Below are 24,093 nucleotides of genomic sequence, written 5' to 3' on the forward strand. Positions count from 1 at the left end.
GAAAAGAGCTTCAAATGAATGCTAACATTTTTATTAATAAGTTAAAAAGTATCCTAAGTGAAAAAAAACTGAACCGACTTGGTAAACAAGTAGCATTTACTAAAAGAGAAAGAAATATTACGGCATTTCATATGGTTGTTAGTCTTGTTGCTGCGCTTGGGGATAAAAAAACGATCTATTTATCCGAAATATTAAGAGTTTATAATCAGCTAACAGGGCAGTCTATTAAGTATAAGCCTTTTCATAACCAGTTAGTTAAACCTGAACTAGCTGAACTAATGCGAGAGGTAACAAATAGAGTTTTTAATTGTTGGATAAATGATGCGCTTAAGTACACGAAAAAAGATTTGTTCAAGTTTGAGAATATTTTAATTCAGGACGGTAGCTCTATTATGCTTCATCGTTCTTTAAAAGATGTTTTTCCTGGGCGATTTTCAAATACGTGTCCAGCAGCTATTGAATTGCATGCTACTTTAAATTTAACGCAAGGTTGCTTTGAAAAAGCAGGTATAACACCAGACAGTTACTCTGAACGTGAAGAACTTCCAAAATTTAAAGAGTTGACAGGACAGTTGTTACTTGCTGATAGAGGATATTATTCAGGTAGTTATATTCATGAATTAGATAAAGCAGGAGGATTTTACATATTAAGAGCGAAGGGATTAAAAGCAGTCAGAGTACATAATGCTTTTAAGCAAAATGGACAGGAATTAACAGGAAGTCATTCCCCAAAGTTATGTGAGTTGCTCCCCGAATTACCTAAAAATGATCTTATTGATATGAATGTTAGCATAAAAAACAAGCTAACAAGAGTCGTTGGGTATTGGTCAAAAAAAGAAAAACAATATACATTTTTAGTCACTAATTTATCTATTGATGAATTTACAGCGACTGAAATAGGCAAATTATATAGGTTACGCTGGCAGGTTGAATTACTTTTTAAGGAGTGTAAGTCTTATAATAATTTACGCGGCTTTCAAACATCAAACGCAACCTTACAAGAGGCGCTAATTTATGTAAGTTTAATAGTAACCACGCTTAAAAGGTTTTTAACTGGCTGTATTGAAAAGATATTCAAAACTGAAATGTCTACAATGACAGTAGCAAAAACAACGGGGGGTTGGTGGATTGGCATATTAACAGCGATTATTAGGAAGCATAGGAAAGGATTGTTAAATGCAGTTAATGGAGCATTTGACTTTCTGAGGAAAAATGCAGCTAGGGCGCACCCCAAACGCGATCGAAAAACAGGAGTATTTCAGTATGGGGTAGAGCCAAATTTTTAAGGCTGTACTTAATATTTTTCTTAAGTACCTACCTATGACATTCAAGTAAGTAACAAATGGTTAATTGCCCCTAGATAGAACCCTTCGGGCAGCGCATGATTGGCATTTATACTGCGTTATTTCCTATTTATGGGGAACAACCACACTACATAGGCTCTGCCTTGCCTGAATATCAAACATACTGCTGCAAAATAAAACACGAAAGGTCAACACGTCCTAATGTTATGGTCATCGCATAGTTTGGTATTTTTGTCTCGCAAAGTACTAAAAACACACCCATTTTAAGCTTTAAAACAAGACATTATAAAATTAACACGCTGTATTACTTTACCTCAGTGTTTGTTGAAAATTCAAATAATCACTTGACTCTGCGACCGCAGGTAGCTTTATTCTCCAATGCTTAGGTTACTTAGCTCAATTTAATTAAAACACTTCTTTAACGAATCTATAGCTTTATATAACTATATAAGGGGATAACTGTTGCTTTAGCATTTATTTTTCGACTTTTTCTTAGCCATACTTATATGACTTTCTTGTTGTAGCAATGTCAAAATCGGTTCATTTATTGCGCTAAAGCAATTAGTAAGTAATTTGATACAATACAAATTATAAGATGGATGCCATTTTATTTTTGTTAGCTAAAACAGCGTTAATGTTAATGGCATTCCAACATGTTTAATTTCGGCTTAAATATAGTTGTTGCTATAAAAAGTACTATTGCGTATGTTAAATAAATGATCTAATTTGTAAAAATTAACACTGGTAATATAACAATCAGTTTATCACTGCTATTCAATTTTTACAGGAGATTTATCTTGCTTGATATCGTCGCACTTTTTATTAAGACTAATCAATATAAAACATTTCATGAAGCATCTGTGAAGTTAAATATTCCTTTACCAACCTTACAAAGAAGAATAAAGAAATTAGAAGAAGATTTATCTTTAGCATTATTTTATCGTGAAAAAGGCTGTTTGCGATTAACAGAACCAGGAAAGAACTTTTATAGTCAATGCCTTATTCATGTTGAAGGTTTACAAAGCATTCTAAGTAACTTTAAAAGTACTAGTGAACATAAAGTAAGTACAATAAAGCTTGTAGCGCCACAAAATTTTATAAAAAGTGTGTATTTTTCAGGTGTTATAAATCAATTCATTGCATTATATCCAAATATTAAAATTCATATGATGCTATCTGACGAACGTTTGGACTTAAAAAAAACTGAATTTGACCTCGCAATCAGAATAGGACAGTTAGAAAGTTCGCAAAATATAGGTAAAGTAATCAATCAAATGAGTTTTGTTTTAGCCTGCTCTGCAAGTTTAATCGAAAATTATGGCGGCCCTACTAACCTAAACGATTTAGCTAAATTACCCCACATATCCTGCTCACCTTTCGAAAACTGGTCTTTTAGATCGAATAATAACGAAAAGATTATTTTTAAACCTCAACCCAACTTTATCTCTAACGACATAGAAATGTGTGCCTTAGCAGCTATTGAAGGAAGAGGTGTTTATTATGGCCCTAAATATTGTTTGTTACCTCATATTAAAGACAGTAGCTTAGTTGAGGTATTAGCACACTTAAAGCCAATAAAACGCGATATTAACTTAATTTGGCCTGATAAATTAATCCCAAAAAGCACACGTTATTTAATTGATTTCTTAGAGCACTCACTGAACGGATTAAAGATATAACACTATTATTTTTTGTTATTTGAACGCTAAAAAATTAATTTATGGCTGCTAAAGCAACTAATATTTTTGAAAAATCAACTTTCATTTATGCCCCTATTAATAAGTTTGTAGATATTTAAAATCAAAATTGGTCCAACGCTATATACGTTTAAATTAATAAATGGACCTAGACTATATCTAACTTTTAAAGGACATAACTATATGAAAAAAACATTACCACTCTTACTATTTGGGTTAAGCAGTGCTGCAAGTGCCAACACCACCGTAATTTACCCAGACCAACTAGAATATGAAAATTTAGGGATGGGTGTTTGCTCCACAAACAATCGCTTAATAACTCACTCTGAAGCACAGATTTACAGAAGCGACATTGTTAATAAAATGGGCAAATGGCAAATAACAGGATTGGCTGATGGTTGGGTAATTATGGGCTCTGGATATGCAGGGGAGATAAAACGAGGTTCTGCCTCTAATTCGTGGTGTTACCCTAAAAATCCAGTCAATGAAATTCCATCACTAAGCGCCCTTAAAATTGCACCTGGTAGCCAAAGCCAAATAGAATGGGATTTAGTTAACCAAAAAGAATCGTTTATTAAACCTCTTTCATACCTTGCACATTATATGGGCTTTGCATGGGTAGGCGGTAATCGATCTAATTACGTTGGTGAAGATATGGAGGTAACTAAATCAGGTTCAGGCTGGACAATTCAAGGTTACAACGGCGGGAGTTGTTCTGGATATCGGTGCGGCGAAAAAACGGCAATCACTGTATCTAACTTCGAATATGTCATGGATATCGAATCATATAGAATAACTGGCGACATTGTATCGGCTGATAAAGAGCTTGTTAAAACGCTCACAGTACCTGCTATTAACGACACCTCCGTAGATCAAATGTCAGTAGTTACCATAGAATATGATGCATCAACTAATTGGTCAAAAACAAATGACTATAGTATTTCTGAATCGGTTACCTTAGCAAACACATGGAAGTCTCCTTCTGTTACAGGAGGTTCAGACACCTCGCTTTCGGTCACTATTTCTGCAGGTCAAGCATGGGGAACAAGTAATGGCGGCTCAGAAAGCCAGCGTGTTGCTGTTCAAGCTAGAACAAATATTCCTGCCAATACTAGCGTAAACGCTAAAGTTGATTTATTTAAATCCTCGATATCTTACCCTTATGAGTTTGATGCTGATATTACCTACAACGTATCAATAAATGGCTTTATGCGCTGGGGCGGCAATGCTTTGTTAAGTCACCCTGAAAATAGACCGACCGAAAATGCAAGTTTTGTTATTGGCCGCTGGGCTGGACAAGAAAAAAGCATCCCTTACCAATGGGAGCATAGATACATACCAGGTGAAAATAAAAAATGGGATTGGCCATGGATGATAGAACAAACCAGCTTATCAACAATGCAATATCATTTAAGTCATATTTTGAGGCCTAAAAAAACCACGTTAACGGGTCACTTTTATGCACAAAGCCAATTTGCTGGTAATGTATATTTTGGCGATGAAACTCCGCTGCCAAGTAACCTACGCGTTAAGCCCAGTACTTCTCATGTAGATTACTCCAGTGCTGACAAGCTCAAACAAGAACTAGAAGACGCTGGTTTTAAAAATGTCGTTGTTAACATTGAAATGATTGATTTATAAATAAACTAAAATGCTGGGCTCTTAGTAAAGTAAGATCCCAGCTATGTATTACTTAATTCAAAAAGTAAACCAAGCCTTAAGCACTGAGCATTTAAGTGATAGTAAGAGGTTAATACCTAGTCAAACCAGGCATTTTTTTGCTCTCGTCATGAAAAGTGAATCACCATAAAATCATACAATAACAGTGGGTTGGGTTTACAAAAACATTTATTATTGTCTTATTATTTTTAGCGACTAAAAATAATTCCCCCTCTTTAAACCTTTTTAGTCGCTCTATGCGACTAAACTTAAAACAGCAAAAAAATGAAAGGGAATAATAATGATTAACGCATTCACACGAGTGACTCTGATTGGCGCTGCACTGCTATCAGCTCAAGCTTTGGCTTGGAATAACGAGATGACGCTACAAGACACAAAAAAGCTTACCCTTGATGCTCAATCACTATCAGCATTAAATGTTGAAGCCGGTTCGGGTTTTTTACATATCGTAGGCAGTAATACCGACACTGTGACGGTAAAGGCTGAAATTTATCAATATGAAGCGCATGACAACTACTGCCTTACTTTAGATAATAGTGGCAACACAGCAAAATTAACTGCGAATAATTGTGATAACCACAGTGAAGATCATACGCGCATAGATCTAACGGTGTCGCTACCAGCAACATTCTTACTTGATATTACCGATGGATCAGGCGAGATCTCGATTGAAAATGCAGCTGCTACTAGCATTCATGATGGTTCTGGCGCAATTATAATCAATAATATTTCGGGTCAATTAACCATTGAAGATGGCTCAGGCGCAATCACTGCGAGCAATATTACTGACAGTGTAAACATCCATGACGGCTCTGGCAGTATTGAACTGGCAAACACTCAAGGTGATGTAATCATTCATGATGGGTCGGGTAATATCGATGTGCAAAACATTGTCGGCAAAGTAACAGTAACCGATGGATCTGGTGGTATTTATGTTAACAAAGCAGGCGATTTTACTTTACTTGCTGATGGTTCAGGTAGCGTTACAATAAAAAATGTGCCTATTCAAAATCTATAAGTGGCTGCGTTTGCTTAAAGAAATACTTAGTTTTGGGGCAAAAAAATTTAAAAAATTGCGCTAAAACGTTTGATATAAGTCATGCAATAATTTTATTTTCACGTCTTTAATGGCATTTTTTCAAGCCCTTAGGTATCCTTTAAGCAACTACGAAGGATTAGCTATCATAAAAGGATAGTCCACTATGAAAAAGTATTTATCGGTATTATTAACAGGCCTTATTTTATCGGGTTGTAGCAGCTTAACAACAGAGCAAAAAGCAAGTATTGATAACCTCACGCCTTGTGAAAAAATCAATGGTTTATTAGCCGCCTACGACTCACGTTTTGAAGTGTTAAAGCGCACCCGCGTGAATACAAAGTACGCAGAAACTTGGACAGCTAAATACAATCTCGTTGGTGAAGCATGCCAAATCAGTGCTTTGGATGCCGATACAGTGACTTATCGTTGCCAAGATAATTACCAAGAACAAACGCAAGCGGTGGCCATTCATCAAAAGGCTGTTGATTTCACCCGAGCTTGTTTAGCGCAAAATAACTGGCACGAACAACAAAAAGAATCTGCTGATTCATTACGCACTACCTTTGTACTTGATGAAAAAAACCCAGCTATTTCAATTCATACCGGAAAAACATTATCTCGCTCGACGCCTTGGTCTACCTCATTTGAAGTAGGTAAATCGGTAGCAAATAAATAGCATTAAAACCATAAAACAGGTCAGCAAATGTTGGCCTGCTTGGCTAAGGATTTATGAATTCAACACCCCAAAAAAGTTCATCGCTATTAAAAACCGACTGCATTGGGAAATGCCACCGCCTCAAAGGCTATTGCAGCGGCTGCGGCCGAACTAGCGACGAAATATTTGATTGGATCATTTTATCAGACCAAGAGAAACAAGCTATTTTAGATACTCCTAGAGAGGATGCTAATACCCCATAGCTTATTACGGTGCATTGCGTTGCGACGGGTCGCGTTTAAAGTCTTTAATTAATTGCTTAGGGTCAACCTGCTCGCGTTGCTTACTTGCTGCCTCAGCCCACCACAGTAACTGATTAAACGACCGCGAAAAATATTCGCGCCATGATGCTTGCTCTGCCTCATTGTTTGTTTCACCACTTTCAATAAATACATCCTGTGCTTTTGGCACATGGATCATAGCCGACACCGGCAAACACCCAAGTTCACTTAAAAAACTGCGCATCCCAACAGCGGCACGAACGCCACCCCACTGCCCCGCAGAATACGTAACAATAACGCTGGGTTTGTAAGCAAATAAAGAGCTACCAAAATGGTTTAATAGATTAGCCAATGCTGGACTCATTGAATGATTGTACTCAGGGCTGACCATAATAAAACCATCACAGGCTTTAATTTTTTCCGCTAGGTCATCGAGTTTTTTAGGCACCTCGGCTTGTGAATAAGCAAAGTGCGGTTTGAATATAGGGTCCAGCTCATAGTCTAGCGGATCTATCAGTTCAATATCGTGATCATTGTATTGCTCAAGCAAACAGCGTTGGCATGCCTTGGCAACTCTTTCACCGAGACGTGCCGGCTTAGGTGGCGAACTTTTTCGAACTGAACCTAAAAAAATTAATAGTTTCATGTACTGGCACTCCATTTTATTTAAATCAACATACGAATATAAACGTAGATTTGTGCGGTAGGTCATAAATAAAACCTACCTTACAAGCAAAACATAAAATGCATGTTTAAACATTAATGTGGATCACGCTTTACCCCTGTAGCTAACATTACTAAGCTTTATCGAGCGCTTGGCTTACATCAGCAATGATATCGTCGATGTTTTCAATACCCACTGATAAACGAATTAAATCGCGGCTAACCCCTGCGTTCGCCAATTCTTCATCATTTAATTGTCGATGCGTGGTTGATGCTGGGTGGCAAGCCAATGACTTTGCATCACCAATATTTACTAAACGTAAAATCATATTGAGTGCATCAATAAAGCGAGTGCCAGCTTCAAGGCCACCCGCTATCCCAAAGCTTAAAATACCAGACGCTTTGCCACTAGTGGTTGTTTTACTCATTGCGTTATAGGGACTTGACGCTAACCCCGCGTAATTAACCCAAAGCACCTTAGGGTGATTATCTAGGTATTCAGCAAGCTGTTGCGCGTTTTCACAGTGGCGCTGCATTCTTAGCCCTAAAGTTTCAAGACCAATTAAAATGTCAGAGGCGTTTTTAGGCGCAAGTGCCGCACCGGTATTTCTAAGTGGAACAACGCGGCAGCGACCAATAAACGCCGCTTCAGCAAAAGCATCGGTATAAACCACATTATGATACGACGGATCAGGCTCATTCATCATCGCAAAACGAGTGGCATTGGCTTTCCAGTCAAACTTACCCGAATCAACAATCATGCCGCCTATAGCAGTACCATGACCGTTAATATATTTAGTAAGCGAATGCACCACAATATCGGCACCCAACTCAAATGGCCGGCATAAATAGGGCGTTGCCACTGTGTTATCTACAATCAGCGGCACGCCTTTGCTATGGGCTATTTTAGCTAATCGAGCGATATCAACAATATTCCCTGCAGGGTTACCAATCGACTCACAAAAAACCGCGCGGGTATTCTCATCAATCGCGTTTTCAAAACCGGCAAAGTCATCCGCTTTAATCATCCGCGCTTCAATACCTTGGCGAGGTAGACTATGGGCAAATAAGTTATAAGTACCACCATACACTTGGCTGGTACTGACAATATTAGTGCCCACTTCACACAAACATTGAATTGCGTAAGTGATGGCCGCCATACCAGAGGCCACAGCAAGCGCACCAATGCCCCCTTCCATGGCCGCAATACGCTGTTCAAGCACCGCATTGGTCGGATTCATAATGCGGGTATAAATATTCCCAGGTACTTTTAAATCAAATAAATCAGCACCATGTTGAGTATTATCAAACGTATACGATGAGGTATTATAAATCGGCACCGCCGCCGATTTAGTTGTAGGTTCAGATTCATAACCGTGATGCAGCGCTAAAGACTCAAGTTTCATAATTATTTCCTTCAATAGGGTTACCCTTAAGCTAGCATTTATCGCTCACAAAGTGCACATGAAATATATTAAAGGATGTTGAAGTAATTAGATTTAAGTTAAATTCTGCTAAGAGCGAATTATGTTAGTTCGTTCCACCTTAAACGAACACCTGCTTTTCTTAAGAAAGTGGACATAGCTGTTTATTATGGTTTAGTCTGCTAAGGCTGTGAAGCGTGCGTAGACTGATTGAACGTTTCTTAACTCCAGAGCGTCCTCTGGACTCATTCACTATAAAAAATAAAAAGAACAATAATCTGTTGTATTTTTCACTTATCATTACAGCCAACTATAATTATCTTCTCGTAGTTTGTAGCTATTTGAAAAAATATTGATTCTCGTCAAACGGTACTATAAGGAAATAGCCACTCAATACTCTCTATTTAAAACTTCTGTTTTTACAAAAAATGGACTATAGCTATTGTTATATATAGGAAAAGAAAAAACACAATTAACAGTGAGTTCTTATGAGTAATCCCACAAACGATCTCGAAGCGGAGATTGACCAGCTTAAAGTTCAGCTTGCAAACGCTAGAGCTGAAAATATAAAGTATAAGAAGTTGTTTGAAGTATCTGGGGACGCACTATCAATAATCGACCTGAAATCTGGTAAATTCACAGAATGTAACCAAGCTGCAATCAATATGCACGGCGTGGAAAGTAAAGACAACTTTATTAATTTAAAGCCTTCTGATATCTCACCTGAGTATCAACCATGTGGCAGACGTTCAGAGGAAATAGCCGCAGAACACATTGAAAATACTCTGACTAAAGGGCCACAGCTGTTTCAGTGGGTTCACTCTCGATTAGACGGCTCATCTTTTCCATGCCTTGTATCTCTGACTGTATTAAATGTGGATGGTGATGCTTTTATTTTAGCCATAGGTAGAGATATTAGTGAATTAGTTGAGACGCAAAACAAATTGCATAGTGCTTCAACAGACATAGAACGAATTAGCTACGCTTTCAATGAGGAAAAAGAAAAATTTGAACAGTTTTTTAGCTTAGCGCCGGTAGGCATTGCAATTAATAGGTTAGATAATGGTTTATTTGAGTATGTTAACAAGGAACTGAGTCGTTTTAGTGGTTATGACAAAGACGAACTAAATCAAATGGACTATTGGAAGTTGACACCAAAAAAGTACGAAGAACAAGAAAAAGAACAACTAAAATCCCTCTCAGAAACAGGCCGTTACGGACCTTACTATAAAGAATATATTCATAAAAAGGGTTATGAATACCCCGTACAATTGTCGGGCGTTATAATTAAGAGTGCAAATGGCGATGAGCTGATTTGCTCTGTCATCCAAGATACTTCCCATCAGAAACAGATAGAAACCGAATTACAAATAGCAAAAAACCAAGCTGAAACCAGTTCTCTGAGAATGAAATTGGCAAATGACTCAGCTCAAATTGGTGTGTGGGAGTGGGATGTCATTTCGGGAGAATTAATCTGGGATGAATGGATGTACAAGCTGTATGGCATTACAGAGAATTGTTTTTCTGGTGCTTATGAAGCTTGGACTCATAGTCTTCACCCTGATGATATGGAAGAGTCTAACAAACAATTAGAGGATGCCGTATCAGGTTTAGGTGCTTTTAATCCAGAGTTTAGAGTAGTACATCCAAACGGGCAGGTAAGAACAATCAAAGCTAGCGCAGAAGTTATTAGAGATAATGATGGCAACGCTCTAAAAGTCATCGGTGTAAATTACGACATTACAGATAAAATAAATGCGATAAATGAGCTAGAAGTAGCTAAGCAAAAAGCTGAGCAGGCAACCCAAACGAAAAGTGAATTTTTGTCAAATATGAGCCATGAGATACGTACGCCCATGAATGCAATTTTAGGCGGACTGCAGATGGTCAATACTGAGTATCTCGATGCCAAGTCCAAAGTAATGCTTAAAAATGCAGTATCGTCTTCTAAATCGCTGTTAACCATTATCAACGATATTTTGGATTACTCAAAGATAGAGAGCAATAAACTAAGCCTAGAGCAAGAGCCTTTCTCGATTAGCGATATAATTAAATCTGTGAAATTTGAAGTGGACAGCATAGTCAGTAATAAGGGTATTAAACTTGTCAGTAATATTGATGAAAATTTTAATGATCACTGGTTAGGAGACATTGTCCGTGTTAAGCAAATATTACTCAATCTTGTGTCGAATGCTGTTAAGTTTACTGAAAAGGGTAGCGTAAACATTCACTTGAGCGAAACTCTTTACCAAGAAAAGCAGGCTATTAGTCTTGAAGTGGCTGATACAGGAGTTGGAATGAGTGAGGAAGCTCAAGCTCGTATATTTGATCGTTTTTCACAGGCAGACAACTCAACAACACGTAAATTTGGTGGAACTGGGCTGGGTATGTCGATTACCCTCAGTCTTATTCTTATGATGAGAGGCACTATCGATGTAAAAAGCAATGTGGGTAGAGGCACCACTATAAGAGTCATATTACCATTAACTATAACCAATAAGAGTGTCAGCTCTTTCGTACAAAAATCTATGACTCCGCCGCCGTTGAGGGGAAAGAAAATACTAATTGCTGAGGATAACGAAATCAATCAAATTGTCATTCAGTCAATGCTCGAAGGCACTAATGCATCATTAACTATTGTAGATAACGGTAAACAGGCAGTAGAAGCAGCTAAAGAAAAGGACTTTGATTTGATACTTATGGATATACAAATGCCTGAAATGGATGGTGTTGAAGCAATGAAAAATATCATTAATTTCAATAAGCATATACCGATAATTGCACTAACCGCAAATGTAATGATTGATGACGTTGCTGATTATTTAAGCCAAGGATTTGATGCACATATAGCAAAACCAATTGATATTGCTACCCTATACGGTGTTCTGAGCTCATTTATAAAGTAAGTACTTGCTTTGTTTGTGCTTTATTGCCAGTTCGGCTTCGGCAAATCAACTTCCGCTCATAGCAAAAAGTAGACATAAGTCATTACAAATTATACTTATTAAAAAAGGCGCTTACCGTTATGGTAAGCGCCCTACTATTTTACTCATTACTTATTTTACGATTTTCATTTCGTCTAATAGGTTTTGTGCGTTATCTACTTTATCCATCACCCACAGCATGTAACGTGAATCAACGTGGATTGAACGATTAAGTGCTGGGTTATAATCCCAATCGCCAATAATACTTTCGTACACACCATCAAACAGTAAGCCTACCAGTTCGGCTTTACCGTTAAGTGTTGGTGAACCTGAGTTACCTCCAGTCGTGTCTACGTTTGATAAAAAGTTAACTGGTACGGTATTCATGCCACCGGTGTAATCACCAAATATTTTAGCCTTGATTTGCTGTTGCAGTTTTTCAGGCGCGTTAAATGGATCAACATCGGTGTTTTTTGCAAGTAGCCCTTCAAGTGATGTAAACGGTGTTGCTATCAAACCGTCTTGCGGTGAATAGCCTCCAACAGTGCCATACGTTACACGTAATGTGCTATTCGCATCTGCATACACAGGTTTATTTTGTGCTTCATTAAACGCTATGATGGCACTCATTAGCTGTGGACGCGCCGCTTGTAGTTTACCTGCAAGTGCTTTATCTTTGTCTTCTTCAGCTTTCATTACGGCAAAGATGGCCTTCGCATATTGAATGAATGGGTCTTGATTTTGTTCAAGTTCAGCAAATGATTGCTGAGATAATGCAATGCGCACCTCTTCATTATTAAGTGTTGAATTAGCATACATTTTCGAAAGCAATGCACTGTGTTTTACTGCATCAAAGCCATTTTCTAATTCAAAAACTTTATCTACTTCTGCAAAACGCTCTTCTTTAGGTAACGCGGCATACAGCTCTAAAAAATGTAATAAAATGGCTTTATCAACTGTTGCATCAAAACGTCTGCTCATGCGCTTTAAACCGGCTTCAAAGCGTGGTAAATCGCGTTCTTGATAGCCAGATTCACGTTCGCTATCAGGTTTTTGTTGCTCATAAGCTAGGCGATATAAGCTACGTGCGGTACTGATCATTTGTGAGCGGTGCACATAGCCAAGCATACGATCACGCTCATTGTGCTGTTGCGATTGAGCGACTAACGCCGACAATTCATTTAACACTTTACCGTATTGTTTTTTACGCTTACGGTCACTGTTTATCCACGCGGTTAGATCTTGTTCAAATTGCTTTTTACGTTCATACATCGTGCCTTTATTAAAGCTTTCGATCATTGAACCGTAGTTTTTAATATAGTTATTGTAGCCCGCTATAGTACTTTCGTAGGCGATGCGCGCTTTGCTGCCATCTTCTGAATTTTCTTCAATCAAAGCGACATATTTTGAATTATGCTCGCGTGATTTTGGATAGCTGGTATTAAATACATAATCAACTTCAGCAGCAATGCGGTAACGGTTAGTGCGCCCAGGATAGCCTGCTACCATAACAAAGTCGCCATCTTGGACCCCTTTGGCGCTGACACTTAGATATGAATCAGGCACATAAGGTACATTGTCTTCGCTAAATTCAGCCGGTTTGCCGTCTTTACCTACATATGCACGATAAAATGAAAAGTCGCCGGTATGGCGCGGCCACATCCAGTTATCGATATCGCCACCATACTTACCTACGCCCATAGCAGGCGCATATGCTAAGCGTACATCTTTAATTTCTAGTGATTTGATCAAATAAAACTCTAAACCACCGTGGAATGAATACACATTACAGCGATAATTGTCGTCAGCTTCACATGCTGACACTAACGCTTTTTCATTTTTTTCTAGCGCGTCGTAGCGCGCTTTTGCGCTGAGTTTTTCAGTGCCTTTTATTACTTTTTTGGTCACATCGGTAACTGTTTCAGTTACATACACTCTAGAGCCGGGTGCCGCTGGTAAGTCTTCAGCCGGTGTTGTTGCTAAAAAACCGTTTTCTAAAATATTGTTCTCTGGTGTTGAGTTATATTGAATCGAACCATAAGCACAGTGATGATTGGTAACCACCAGCCCTTTTGGCGATACGAAGGATGCGGTACAGCCACCAAGGCTTATCACAGCATTCATTGGGAACTCGGTTAATTTAGAAATCGATTTTGCGTCAATTTCTAGTCCTTTGGCTTTTAGAATTGATTCTAGATCAGGAAGTTGGTGTGGTTGCCACATGCCTTCATCAGCAAATGTTGTGCCCGATACTACAATAGCAAGTGATGCTATGAGTGGTTTTAAACGCATTTTTTTATCCTTTTTATTGTTTCTATAACAGGTTACGCGTGCAGCCTTAGCAAGGTCAATATTTCTGCGACAAAATAGCTGCACTATTGTGTAACAAAATACTGAAAACAAATACTTCTTCGAGCTCTATTGGCAATAAAAACAACACAACGATGCAATCATTTGGTCATTTTCAATAGCTAGGATTTAAATATTATTAATAATGCACGGCCTAATTATGACTGCTATTTTTTTGATCAACCTCGCTCGTTCAACGGAGCGATTAGCAAACAGCCAGCGACAATTAGCTGCACATGGGCTAAGTTTTGAGCGTATAGATGCAATTGATGGCGCCATGCTTTCACAAGCGCAAAAAGAAATTAATTACAGTCCTAGCCTCAACAAACAAAAATACCATTACCCGCTCAGTGCTGGGCAGATTGGCTGTTACTTGAGCCATCGCAAAGCATGGCAAACCATTGTCGATAGAAAACTTGATTACGCAATTGTGCTCGAAGATGACTTTATCTTAGATACGAGTATTAATAGTGCAATTAAAAATATTGAACAATTACCGCTCACTTGGCAACTGATAAAACTCTCAGCTTATCAAAACCGTACTCGCAAAATCGCCTATCAAGTGCCGTTGCAGTTTGAGCAAAAATTAGTGATCCATAAAAAGTTGATGACAGGATGTTGTGCTTCTGCAATCAGTTATCAAGGTGCGAAACAATTATTAGCAGCTACTAAGACATTTGCCCGCCCTATTGATTGTGACCTACAACATATATGGGAAACTCAAGTAACAGGCTATTCATTACTGCCGTATCCAGTCTCTCAAGATTGTGAGCAAGTAAGTGATATAAAGTCGCGTAGCAATGCCCGCGTAAAAAAATCGTTTTTAGCCCGTAAAGGTCAGCAACTCAGTAGCGCGGTAAATAATCACTTTGCAACGGCGGCATTTATCAAAAAGACTAAGCGTGCTTTACCCACTACTCCTAAATGCAAAAAAGGAGCCGCAGCTCCTTTTTACTCATAACCTAGAATCATTAAATAGTATTTATTTTTTAGCGAGGTTTGGGTGTTCTACACCCATCCATGCTTTAAATAATGCCATTTGCTGTGCAGTTGCCTGTTTGTCAGCAACCAGCTTTTTATCTTTATCAAAGCTTTGTGCTAGCGTTATCGTGGTGCTTTGCAGTGCATCACGGCGGATAAAATCAATGGTTACTTTATCCCCTGCTTTAAATGTTTCTAAGCTTGATTTTAAATCTTTACCAACATGCTTTTTGTTAATTGCCACAATTTTGTCATCGCTGGTCAAACCCGCTTGCCATGCAGCGCCATCGCGACGCACATGAGTTAAAGTTAATAACTCACCAGTATTTTTTGCCATCGCATCAACACTGGCAACGGCTTTTGCATCTTTTGGACGCTCTAACATTAAGCCTACTTTTTTAAACAGTGCGTCAAAATCAATATCTGCTGGTGCATCAACATTATTTGCCCACCACTGGCTGTAATCGCGGCCCGTTAACTGTTTTAAAATAGTTTTCACGTCTTTAACAGTGAAGCCATGCGGCATTTTATATTGATTGTAAAGTGCACGATGAACATCACGGTAGCTTTGCTTACCTTGGCTGTTCTCAAGTAAATCAATATCAAGAGCCATCGAAATCAATGAGCCTTCGGAGTAAATATTAGTACTGTAGTTACGTGCATGGTCACCACCTTGATTTATCCATTTATCAAAACTGGTTTCGCTGGCACTTTGTACTTCGCGCCCTGGCGATAATAAATGACGGTTGACGGTTTTCGTTAACACGTTTAAAAATTCATCAGTCGTGGCAATCCCTGACCGCACCATTAAATGATCTTCAAAATAACTGGTTGAGCCTTCAGCTATCCATAATAGTTTATCGTAATTAATATGCGTGTAATCGTAAGGAACTAAACCTTCAGGTCTATATGCTTTTACATTCCAAGTATGGATAAATTCATGTGCCGCGGTGCTAATAAAAGCAAGGTAATCTTCACGTGAACCAAAACGATCTCGCGGACGTTGGATAATCGTTGAGTTTAAATGCTCGGTGGCGCCACCTGCTCCTGAGGTTGCATGTACCATAAATACATAACGTTGATACGGGTAAGCATCCCAAATAATATTACCAGTAGCGACTAATTTTTTCAGATCGATAAGCATTTGCTCAACATCATAGTTGCCCTCTCCCCAAATCACTAATTCATAATCGCGGCCATCAACTGCAAAGGTGTGGTGTTGATTAATACCCGTTTCGATCGGCGAATCAATTAATACATCGTAATCTGCGGCTTTAAAACTATGCTTTGAGCCCGCACTATCCATACCTGATATTGAGCGCCATGCTTTCGGCACATCTAGCTTGACCGTTACTGGCTCTTGGCGAAATGATTCACTAAACATAAAAAAGCCTGATGCATCTATAAATGCGTGACTATCATCGATATGACGTGCGCGTTTACCTAACTCATTGGCATACACTTGATAATCAATTTTAACTTCCGTTGGTTTATCTAAATGTACTCGCCATGTACTAGCATCAATTTTTTCCCATCTTAATGCTTTGCCATTCTCACCTGTTGCTTCGAAAAAACGCACACCGTTTGCAAGGTTCAAAATTTCGTAACGGCCTGTTCGCCAAGCTGGCAACTTTACATCTAAATGTGCTTGTGCCGTTTGTGGGAATTCTACGCTAACGTTGCCTAAATGATGTTCAGGTTGAGTAACAGCGAGCGAATAATTAACATCGGCCCATGCCGAGTGAGATAATGCGGCTAATACCGATAATGCTAAAAACTTTTTCATTGCGGCTCTTAATTCATATATCAACTAATTTTATTGTGCCTGAGCGTAACAATGATGATAGAAAATGTGAATTAAAAGCGATAAATACACGTGCAGATAGGTTCAATGAATAAAAATCATCAACAAATGCTAAGTTTTTGACTTACTGACTACATTTGTGCGATTTTTGTTGTAAACTTACAGCAATGAAAGATTTAATCAATGGCGGTAACTATTAGTGTCACAACAGCTCGAAGTTTTAAACAAAAAACTTAAACAAGCCATTGATACTCGCATGGTCGTTGAACATGCACGTAAACATCAGGTAGACACATTGACACACTTTGCAGCTAAGTTATCGTTAAGCTGTAAAGGGATGGATATTGAACTTGATAATCGCTTAGCTAAGTTTCGTAGTGCACTGGCTAAAGGGGTGGATTTTGAGTTATTCGCGCCACTCATAGACGAGATTCTCACACTACTAAAAAACCAAGAAGCACAACAGGCTACACATCAGCGTGAACTTCATAACAGTGTGCTCGATGCTGGCAAGTTACTACAAAAAACCAAAGGGTTACCGGATGATGCACGCCGAACGTTGCGTCATTTACTAGACCATGAACTGAATAATGTGCAATCGACACGGGATTTTATTCCGCTACTTAATCGTTTAGTGACTATTTATCATCAAGCATTACAAGTAAAACTAACTGTTGCAGATGGTCAACAAAGTGCTGTACAACCCAGTTTAGCAAAAGAGTTATTAAATTTAGCTAATGATCTAGTGTTTGAAGATGAATCCGCAGATCAAGTAAAAACTATCAAAAATAATATCTCTGAAACAGATTCAGTTGATGATTTATTGACCTCAGCAATCGATATTATTCGCATCATTGCCAGTAATATCAGTAAAGAGCGACAATCAGCACAAAGTTTTTTAGTGTCATTGAACCAAACGCTCGAAGAATTACATCACTCGATTGTCTCTACAAGTAAACATTCAGAAGCAATGGGAGCTGAATTTACAGCATTAAATAAGCGCATTGAAGGTAAAATTAATAATCTGACGGCACAAACCCAAAATGCCACTTCAATCTCATCATTAAAAGCCTTAGTTGATAACGAATTAAAATCGTTAAGCGAAGACTTAATTGAAAAAGAGCGCCTTGAACAGCAAGACCGTGAAATGCTATTAAGCAGTTTCCAAGAAATAAATCAACGTATTGGCAGCCTCGAAACAAAATTATCTAAATACAAAAAACGCCTGCATGAGCAACGTTTTAAAAGTTTGCTTGATGGACTTACAAAACTGCCAAATCGAGCTGCATTTGACGAACGTTTTCATCACGAGTTTCATTTGTTTGCAGTACAAGAATCAGATGTCACCTTAGTGGTGATTGATGTTGATCACTTTAAGTCTATCAACGACAAATACGGTCACAGCGCTGGAGATAAAACGTTACAAGTGATTGCTAAAGCATTGCAAATGTCAATCCGAAAATCTGATTTCATTGCTCGCTACGGCGGTGAAGAATTCGTTTTATTAATGCCAGGTATGCCCTTAGAGCATGCTAAAAGACCCCTTGAAAAACTAAGAAGAGCGGTGAAAGGAATTCCGTTCAAGTTCAGAGATAAACAAGTAGAGATAACGGTTTCTATCGGTGCCACTCAGTTTAAAAAAGGTGATACCCCATTGGGCGCTTTTGACCGCGCCGATGATGCCCTCTACAAAGCAAAAAATACCGGTCGTGATCGCTTGTGTATCAATGAATAACTACGACCGACCCAGTGCTTTTTATAGCAAGGAGAACGCCTATGTTAATACAGTTAAACCCGACAGGTGTGTTAGATTTACTGTCGCAGCTCGAAGTTGATTTATTAGAACAATCGTCTAACAGTGAACGCTATAAGTTATTTAGAAACTGTGCGCTAGCTGTTCTTAATGTTGGCAGTCATACTGACTCAAGCTCAGAGATTTACAATAAATATCAAGATTTTGATATTCGCTTACTAAGCCGTGAGCGAGGCATAAAAATTGAGCTACTGAACCCTCCGACTACCGCTTTTGTTGATGGTGAAATAATCACCGGAATTCATGAACATATTTTCTCAGTTATACGTGATATTTTATTTATTTGTCAAAAATACGAAAAAGATTTAACCGAACAAAAAGCCATTACACATATGGTTTTTGATATGTTGCGTAATGCCGCAGCGCTTCGCGTAAATAGCGATCCAAGTATGATTGTCTGCTGGGGTGGTCATTCAATTAATGAAAACGAATATAAATACACTAAACAAGTAGGCTACGAGCTTGGTTTACGAGGCTTAAATATTTGTACTGGCTGTGGCCCCGGTGCCATGAAAGGCCCGATGAAAGGCGCAACCATTGGACATGCAAAACAGCGCAACACCAACAACCGTTATTTAGGTTTAACAGAGCCTAGTATTATTGCCGCAGAGCCACCAAATCCGATCGTCAATGAACTAGTTATTTTACCAGACATTGAAAAACGCCTTGAAGCCTTTGTACGCACCGCCCACGCTATAATTATTTTTCCTGGCGGCGCTGGCACTGCCGAAGAGTTATTGTATTTACTTGGCATTTTACTTCACCCTGATAATGCCAAACAGTCGTTACCGGTTATTTTAACTGGGCCGAAAGAAAGTGAAAATTACTTTAGCGAATTATGCCAGTTCATTGAAATGACGTTAGGTAAAGAGGCGCTTGATAAATTTGAAGTTATTATTGATAACCCAGAATTAGTTGGGATCAAACTCAAATCTGCAATGGCAAATGTGCGTGATTACCGCAAGAGTCAGGGCGATGCATATTACTTCAACTGGACGTTAAAAATTGAAAATGAATTTCAGCAACCTTTCGCGCCAACTCATGCCAATATGGCTGGGCTTGATTTACATTTAGACCAAGAAAAGCAATTACTAGCCGCTAATTTACGCCGTGCATTTTCTGGTATTGTTGCTGGTAATGTCAAAGACGAAGGCATTCAAGCCATTAAACAACATGGCCGGTTTATCATCAGCGGTGAGCCGACTTTAATGAACGCCATGGATAAACTGCTGCAAGCATTTGTTGAGCAAGGAAGAATGAAACTCCCAGGCAGTCAATATGTTCCATGTTATGAAGTCAAAGCATAAGGGTTAATGTATTCGTGTCAGGTCAGTTACTTTTAATCGATGCGCTTAATTTAATTAGGCGCATTTATGCAGTTGATAGTAATCAAAATAAAGGCAGTGATGAGCAAATGATAAATACCTGCTGCGCGCGGGTAGCTCACGCTTGTGAAAAACTTATAAAGATCACCCAAGCAACACATGCTATTGCTGTATTTGATGGTGATAAAAGCTGGCGTTATCATTATTACGCTCAATATAAAAGCAGCCGTGCCCCCATGCCTGAAACTCTGAAAAATTCATTAGATAAATTTAAACAGGCAATTGAGCAAACGGGTATTGTGGTGTTTGCCCCAGTAAATGATGAAGCTGATGATATTATCGCCACGTTAGCCCATAAAATGGCGCAAAATCAGTTGTATTGTACAATTGTTTCCACTGATAAAGGGTTTCTACCTAGCTTAAATAATTATATTAATGTGTATGATTATTTTAAAAAAGAATATTTAGATCATCACTCTATCGTACAACGTTTTGGTGTTGAGCAAGCTCGATTAATTGATTTTTGGGCAATGGCTGGTGATAAAACTAATGATATCCCTGGTATTAAGGGAATTGGTACTAAAACAGCACAAGAGATTATTAGTAAGCACGCAGATATAACATTCGCAATAGAGGATGAAACGCTCTCTGCAGCAGTACGTAAAAAGTTAGCAACAGGAATGGCTGACTATATTACCTCGAAACATTTGGTTGGTTTACGTACAGATATTAACTTAGGCTTTAGTTTAAAGCAGTTAAGACTCAATTAATCGCATTCACGTAGCACTGAATTTGAACTATGCGTATACTGAATTTAAGTCTCAGCGTAAGAGTGCACAATGTTTAAGAAGTTTTTTCGCTATCTCATATTAGGTTTAGGTGTATATGCCTTAATCGCTACTTTGGTCATTACTTTTTATAAAGATGATCCGCAAGCGATGATATGGCAGGACCGAGAAGCGTTCAATAAACGTTATATCGCTAAATTAAGTATCGAAACACCGACTAACTTAAACACTGTATTAGAGTATTTAGGCAGTCCAGATCTAACATTCGCTAAACGTGATAACGAAGAGGTATGGCAAATTATTTTTTACCGTACTCAACATATCAAATCAGATGGGATCACGACTATGGATGAGTGTACTGGTTTACTGTTTAAAAATGGCGAATTGATTTTGTGGGGACCAAGTGCATTTGATGCATTTGAGCAACGCGGGTAATTGATTATTTATGGATGAACTCTGCGCACAAGATCTTGCCAGCCTATTTGAAAAGACTGACAAATTATTAAGGTTTTATCATAATAGAAGTCAGTGGCCACAAATTTATCCGCTGTTAACACAACTGGCTGAGCAATATTATAAACTCTATGATTCACATCCAAATGCAATGCAAGCCCAACTTACTCTATATGCAGAAACACAAGGTTATACAACCAACTTAGTAGTCAATCAATGTGTCATTGTCGCCGCATTTTGTCGCAGTTTAAGTTACGACAGTAAAATCAGCCAATTGCTTATTTGTGTGTGTTTAACTAACTATTTATGTGTGCAAACACAAACCAATAAGTTGGCCCTGCGCCAACCTCTTACCCAACAAGAAAAAAAGCAATGGCAGTCGCGTCATCAGCTAGCAGTTAAGTTACTGCAATCAGCTAACATTGCCACTGATCATATTGCGGGTATTTTAGCGCGCTTAAATAAGTATAAGCAGGCCTTGCTAAGCACGCCAAAAATCATGATCTATGATGGACCAACGACGTTAGTTGCGTTAGCAAATATTATTGCGATGAACATTACTTATCGTACCCAAAATGATCATATCGACATCTATAAAGCAGTGGCTGATATTTATATCCGTACTCCCAACCTGTTTGCCCAACAAGCATTAAAAGCATTAATCGGTCATTTTGGCCCTTACCTGCCAGGCTCTTTAGTTAATTATAGCGATCAGCAGCTTACGTATATTGGTAAAAACCACCAGCAACGGGATTTATTAATTGCGTTGCATGAGCAGCAAAAAACCAAATGGTATAGTGTTAAGGCAAAGCTAGAATCGCATTCAAAACAACGCCCAAGTAAAGACAAGCGATTATTGTTTAGCGTATGGTTCAATGAACACATAGCTCCCGCTATTGAAATTGTAAACGTTGAAAAACAACAGTTACTAATGTTGATAAGCCAAGTTAAAATACAAAAGGAATACTCATACAGTGCCCTTGCTAAATTACTCAACAATCATCCAGCGACAATAGAGTTACTTCGTGAAGCAGTGAAGCCTTATAATAAAGAGCAGCTAGCAGGCAAAGATTTACGCCATTGTTTATCAATGGTCGGCTTATATAATGCGCCAGCAATCATTCAACGGGTGCTCTTTGAGCAATTAGTAAGCCACCAAGCGCATCCATTAATGCAACATATACAATTACGTTTACAGGCAATAATAAGTTTATTAAACCAACTGGTAAGTCGTGATCAACACAACCAGTTCGAGCACCTAGCTCTGCCTATTTATGGTTACGTTAATTATTTGATTGAATACTGTAGCACCACAATTAGCCGTAAGACAGTGTATGAACACTCACCTAAAAGTGATGTAAGTATGCCCTTTGCGTGGCTATTTGGTGTCACGGTTCATGACAGTGGGCATTTATCGGCTTATTTACTTGAATTGCTTGGTGACAACCCATGGACACAAGCGCTTTTAGATGCTGAGCAGCAAAAAAAACAACACTTATCTGCAGAAGCACAATTATGGGTTGCAATAAAACTCGTCGTTATTAAGGTATATCAACCCAACGCAATACAAAGTAGTTGGCAAACACACACTTTTGACCAAGTATTAAAACGCTTAGATTGGCAGTCCAGCGAGGATTTTTATGCGCAGCTTCCAAGCCTAGGTTTAAGCAATAGCGTATGAATATTTATTAGACATAGTGACTAATTTAGTGCGTTTTCGTGGGTTTTACTGGCAAAAAGTTGAATAAATTGCTATAAAAGCCGCTTGTATTTTCAAACTCATTCACGTAAATAATCTAACAAGTTATCGCAGTTTAATAATGCGTCACATTTACGTGCATTTCTAACTCGTAATAGGAAAAGTTCATGGCCAAACAAACCATCACAGTGATCAAAGGCGACGGCATCGGTCCGAGTATTATTGATTCAGCCCTTGAGATCTTAACAGCCGCAGGGTGCGATTTTGATTATGAATTCGTTGATGCAGGTCTTGCTGCCTTAGAAAAAACCGGTGAATTATTACCACAAGATACCATTGATACTATTGCGCGTAATAAAATCACTCTTAAAGGCCCACTAACAACTCCTGTTGGTGAAGGTTTTACTTCAATCAATGTAACATTACGAAAGCAGTTTGGTTTATACGCCAATGTGCGCCCAGTAAAATCATTTGTTGGCACCAAAGCTCGTTATGAAGACATTGATATCATCACGGTACGTGAAAATACGCAAGGTATGTATTCAGGTTTAGGCCAAGTGACATCAGAAGATGGCAACGAAGCACAAGCAATGTCTATGATCACCCGTGAAGGTGCTGAAAAAATTGTTACTTTTGCCTACGAACTAGCCGTGCGTGAAGGCCGTAAAAAAGTGACAGCGGTTCACAAAGCTAACATCTTAAAATCAACTTCAGGTTTATTCTTAAAAGTAGCTCGTGAAGTTGCGGAACGTTATCCTGAAATTGAATCAACTGAAATGATTGTTGATGCAACCTGTATGAAACTGGTAATGAGCCCTGAAGAGTTTGACGTTATCGTTACGACAAACCTGTTTGGTGATATTTTATCTGATCTATGTGCTGGTCTAGTAGGCGGCTTAGGTATGGCACCTGGCGCTAACATCGGTGAAGATGCAGCAATCTTTGAAGCAGTTCATGGCAGCGCACCTGATATTGCTGGTAAAAACTTAGCAAATCCAACCTCTGTTATTTTGGCATCTATTCAAATGTTAGAGCATTTAGAAATGGGCGAAACTGCAGAGCGTATTCGCAGTGCTGTAGCTGACGTAATTAAATCGGGTGATCGTACCACTCGCGATTTAGGTGGCAGTCACGGTACTACTGACTTCACACAAGCTGTTATCGACCGTTTATAAACCAAATCTAGATTATTAGCATTATAATAAAAGCCAGTA

General features: G+C 38.6%; 18 protein-coding genes. 14 read left to right on the plus strand and 4 right to left on the minus strand.

Annotation, left to right across the window (positions count from 1 at the left end; genetic code table 11):
* Positions 1 to 14: 14 nt before the first annotated feature.
* From H5162_RS10090 to H5162_RS10115, 6 genes are all read left to right on the plus strand, one after another.
* Positions 15 to 1,286: an IS4 family transposase gene (locus tag H5162_RS10090; RefSeq protein ID WP_182778416.1), complete on the plus strand. Its 1,272-nt coding sequence runs from the start codon at positions 15 to 17 to the stop codon at positions 1,284 to 1,286.
* A gap of 815 nt (positions 1,287 to 2,101) precedes the next feature.
* Entirely contained in the window at positions 2,102 to 2,983 is an 882-nt protein-coding gene (locus H5162_RS10095; protein ID WP_182734173.1) for a LysR family transcriptional regulator, read from the plus strand.
* A 201-nt stretch (positions 2,984 to 3,184) separates the two neighbouring features.
* Positions 3,185 to 4,642, plus strand: a complete 1,458-nt coding sequence (locus tag H5162_RS10100) for an aerolysin family beta-barrel pore-forming toxin (RefSeq protein ID WP_182778418.1) — start codon at positions 3,185 to 3,187, stop codon at positions 4,640 to 4,642.
* A 319-nt stretch (positions 4,643 to 4,961) separates the two neighbouring features.
* Positions 4,962 to 5,699 (plus strand): hypothetical protein, encoded by a 738-nt coding sequence (locus H5162_RS10105; RefSeq protein ID WP_182731608.1) that lies wholly within the window; start codon positions 4,962 to 4,964, stop codon positions 5,697 to 5,699.
* 184 nt (positions 5,700 to 5,883) lie between these two features.
* Positions 5,884 to 6,396, plus strand: a complete 513-nt coding sequence (locus H5162_RS10110; protein ID WP_145235753.1) for a hypothetical protein — start codon at positions 5,884 to 5,886, stop codon at positions 6,394 to 6,396.
* Positions 6,397 to 6,449: 53 nt separating this feature from the next.
* On the plus strand, positions 6,450 to 6,638 hold the full coding sequence (locus tag H5162_RS10115; protein WP_149980198.1) for a DUF1289 domain-containing protein: 189 nt from the start codon (positions 6,450 to 6,452) through the stop codon (positions 6,636 to 6,638).
* A gap of 4 nt (positions 6,639 to 6,642) precedes the next feature.
* Here H5162_RS10115 and H5162_RS10120 read toward each other — a convergent pair whose 3' ends face one another.
* Both H5162_RS10120 and H5162_RS10125 read right to left on the minus strand, forming a co-directional pair.
* The gene (locus H5162_RS10120; protein WP_182731606.1) at positions 6,643 to 7,302 is read right to left on the minus strand and encodes an NADPH-dependent FMN reductase; all 660 of its coding nucleotides are present in this window, start codon (positions 7,300 to 7,302) and stop codon (positions 6,643 to 6,645) included.
* Between the two features lie 151 nt (positions 7,303 to 7,453).
* Positions 7,454 to 8,725, minus strand: a complete 1,272-nt coding sequence (locus H5162_RS10125) for an O-acetylhomoserine aminocarboxypropyltransferase/cysteine synthase family protein (RefSeq protein ID WP_182758275.1) — start codon at positions 8,723 to 8,725, stop codon at positions 7,454 to 7,456.
* A 506-nt stretch (positions 8,726 to 9,231) separates the two neighbouring features.
* Between H5162_RS10125 and H5162_RS10130 the strand changes: the two genes are divergently transcribed.
* On the plus strand, positions 9,232 to 11,649 hold the full coding sequence (locus tag H5162_RS10130) for a PAS domain S-box protein (protein WP_182731604.1): 2,418 nt from the start codon (positions 9,232 to 9,234) through the stop codon (positions 11,647 to 11,649).
* A gap of 150 nt (positions 11,650 to 11,799) precedes the next feature.
* On the opposite strand, the gene H5162_RS10135 is transcribed toward H5162_RS10130, so the two are convergent.
* Positions 11,800 to 13,959: a S46 family peptidase gene (locus H5162_RS10135; RefSeq protein WP_182778420.1), complete on the minus strand. Its 2,160-nt coding sequence runs from the start codon at positions 13,957 to 13,959 to the stop codon at positions 11,800 to 11,802.
* Between the two features lie 217 nt (positions 13,960 to 14,176).
* On the opposite strand from H5162_RS10135, the gene H5162_RS10140 reads away from it, so the two are divergent.
* A complete protein-coding gene (locus tag H5162_RS10140) occupies positions 14,177 to 14,977 on the plus strand; it encodes a glycosyltransferase family 25 protein (protein ID WP_182760052.1) in 801 nt (266 codons plus the stop codon).
* A 21-nt stretch (positions 14,978 to 14,998) separates the two neighbouring features.
* On the opposite strand, the gene H5162_RS10145 is transcribed toward H5162_RS10140, so the two are convergent.
* Positions 14,999 to 16,783 carry a M61 family metallopeptidase gene (locus tag H5162_RS10145; RefSeq protein ID WP_182778422.1) on the minus strand — a complete coding sequence of 595 codons (1,785 nt, stop codon included), beginning with the start codon at positions 16,781 to 16,783 and terminating at the stop codon, positions 14,999 to 15,001.
* 217 nt (positions 16,784 to 17,000) lie between these two features.
* Between H5162_RS10145 and H5162_RS10150 the strand changes: the two genes are divergently transcribed.
* From H5162_RS10150 to H5162_RS10175, 6 genes are all read left to right on the plus strand, one after another.
* Positions 17,001 to 18,536 carry a diguanylate cyclase gene (locus tag H5162_RS10150; RefSeq protein WP_337119163.1) on the plus strand — a complete coding sequence of 512 codons (1,536 nt, stop codon included), beginning with the start codon at positions 17,001 to 17,003 and terminating at the stop codon, positions 18,534 to 18,536.
* A 41-nt stretch (positions 18,537 to 18,577) separates the two neighbouring features.
* Positions 18,578 to 19,921: a nucleotide 5'-monophosphate nucleosidase PpnN gene (gene ppnN / locus H5162_RS10155; protein WP_182731600.1), complete on the plus strand. Its 1,344-nt coding sequence runs from the start codon at positions 18,578 to 18,580 to the stop codon at positions 19,919 to 19,921.
* Positions 19,922 to 19,935: 14 nt separating this feature from the next.
* Positions 19,936 to 20,709: a flap endonuclease Xni gene (gene xni / locus H5162_RS10160; RefSeq protein ID WP_145235810.1), complete on the plus strand. Its 774-nt coding sequence runs from the start codon at positions 19,936 to 19,938 to the stop codon at positions 20,707 to 20,709.
* A 69-nt stretch (positions 20,710 to 20,778) separates the two neighbouring features.
* A complete protein-coding gene (locus H5162_RS10165; protein ID WP_145235813.1) occupies positions 20,779 to 21,162 on the plus strand; it encodes a DUF3192 domain-containing protein in 384 nt (127 codons plus the stop codon).
* 10 nt (positions 21,163 to 21,172) lie between these two features.
* Complete coding sequence (locus H5162_RS10170) at positions 21,173 to 22,861, plus strand: hypothetical protein (protein ID WP_145235816.1); 1,689 nt, start codon at positions 21,173 to 21,175, stop codon at positions 22,859 to 22,861.
* 185 nt (positions 22,862 to 23,046) lie between these two features.
* Positions 23,047 to 24,054 carry an isocitrate dehydrogenase gene (locus tag H5162_RS10175; protein WP_182718661.1) on the plus strand — a complete coding sequence of 336 codons (1,008 nt, stop codon included), beginning with the start codon at positions 23,047 to 23,049 and terminating at the stop codon, positions 24,052 to 24,054.
* Positions 24,055 to 24,093 lie beyond the last annotated feature (39 nt).

It is taken from the genome of Pseudoalteromonas sp. SR41-8, assembly GCF_014163915.1.
Lineage (GTDB): Bacteria > Pseudomonadota > Gammaproteobacteria > Enterobacterales > Alteromonadaceae > Pseudoalteromonas > Pseudoalteromonas rhizosphaerae.

Coding starts and splice junctions, on each gene's coding strand:
- H5162_RS10140 (WP_182760052.1), top strand. CDS start 14,177: ATGACTGCTATTTTTTTGATCAACCTCGCTCGTTCAACGGAGCGATTA.
- H5162_RS10090 (WP_182778416.1), top strand. CDS start 15: ATGAATGCTAACATTTTTATTAATAAGTTAAAAAGTATCCTAAGTGAA.
- H5162_RS10100 (WP_182778418.1), top strand. CDS start 3,185: ATGAAAAAAACATTACCACTCTTACTATTTGGGTTAAGCAGTGCTGCA.
- H5162_RS10115 (WP_149980198.1), top strand. CDS start 6,450: ATGAATTCAACACCCCAAAAAAGTTCATCGCTATTAAAAACCGACTGC.
- H5162_RS10135 (WP_182778420.1), bottom strand. CDS start 13,959: ATGCGTTTAAAACCACTCATAGCATCACTTGCTATTGTAGTATCGGGC.
- ppnN (WP_182731600.1), top strand. CDS start 18,578: ATGTTAATACAGTTAAACCCGACAGGTGTGTTAGATTTACTGTCGCAG.
- H5162_RS10145 (WP_182778422.1), bottom strand. CDS start 16,783: ATGAAAAAGTTTTTAGCATTATCGGTATTAGCCGCATTATCTCACTCG.
- H5162_RS10165 (WP_145235813.1), top strand. CDS start 20,779: ATGTTTAAGAAGTTTTTTCGCTATCTCATATTAGGTTTAGGTGTATAT.
- H5162_RS10125 (WP_182758275.1), bottom strand. CDS start 8,725: ATGAAACTTGAGTCTTTAGCGCTGCATCACGGTTATGAATCTGAACCT.
- H5162_RS10120 (WP_182731606.1), bottom strand. CDS start 7,302: ATGAAACTATTAATTTTTTTAGGTTCAGTTCGAAAAAGTTCGCCACCT.
- H5162_RS10105 (WP_182731608.1), top strand. CDS start 4,962: ATGATTAACGCATTCACACGAGTGACTCTGATTGGCGCTGCACTGCTA.
- H5162_RS10130 (WP_182731604.1), top strand. CDS start 9,232: ATGAGTAATCCCACAAACGATCTCGAAGCGGAGATTGACCAGCTTAAA.
- H5162_RS10175 (WP_182718661.1), top strand. CDS start 23,047: ATGGCCAAACAAACCATCACAGTGATCAAAGGCGACGGCATCGGTCCG.
- H5162_RS10110 (WP_145235753.1), top strand. CDS start 5,884: ATGAAAAAGTATTTATCGGTATTATTAACAGGCCTTATTTTATCGGGT.
- H5162_RS10170 (WP_145235816.1), top strand. CDS start 21,173: ATGGATGAACTCTGCGCACAAGATCTTGCCAGCCTATTTGAAAAGACT.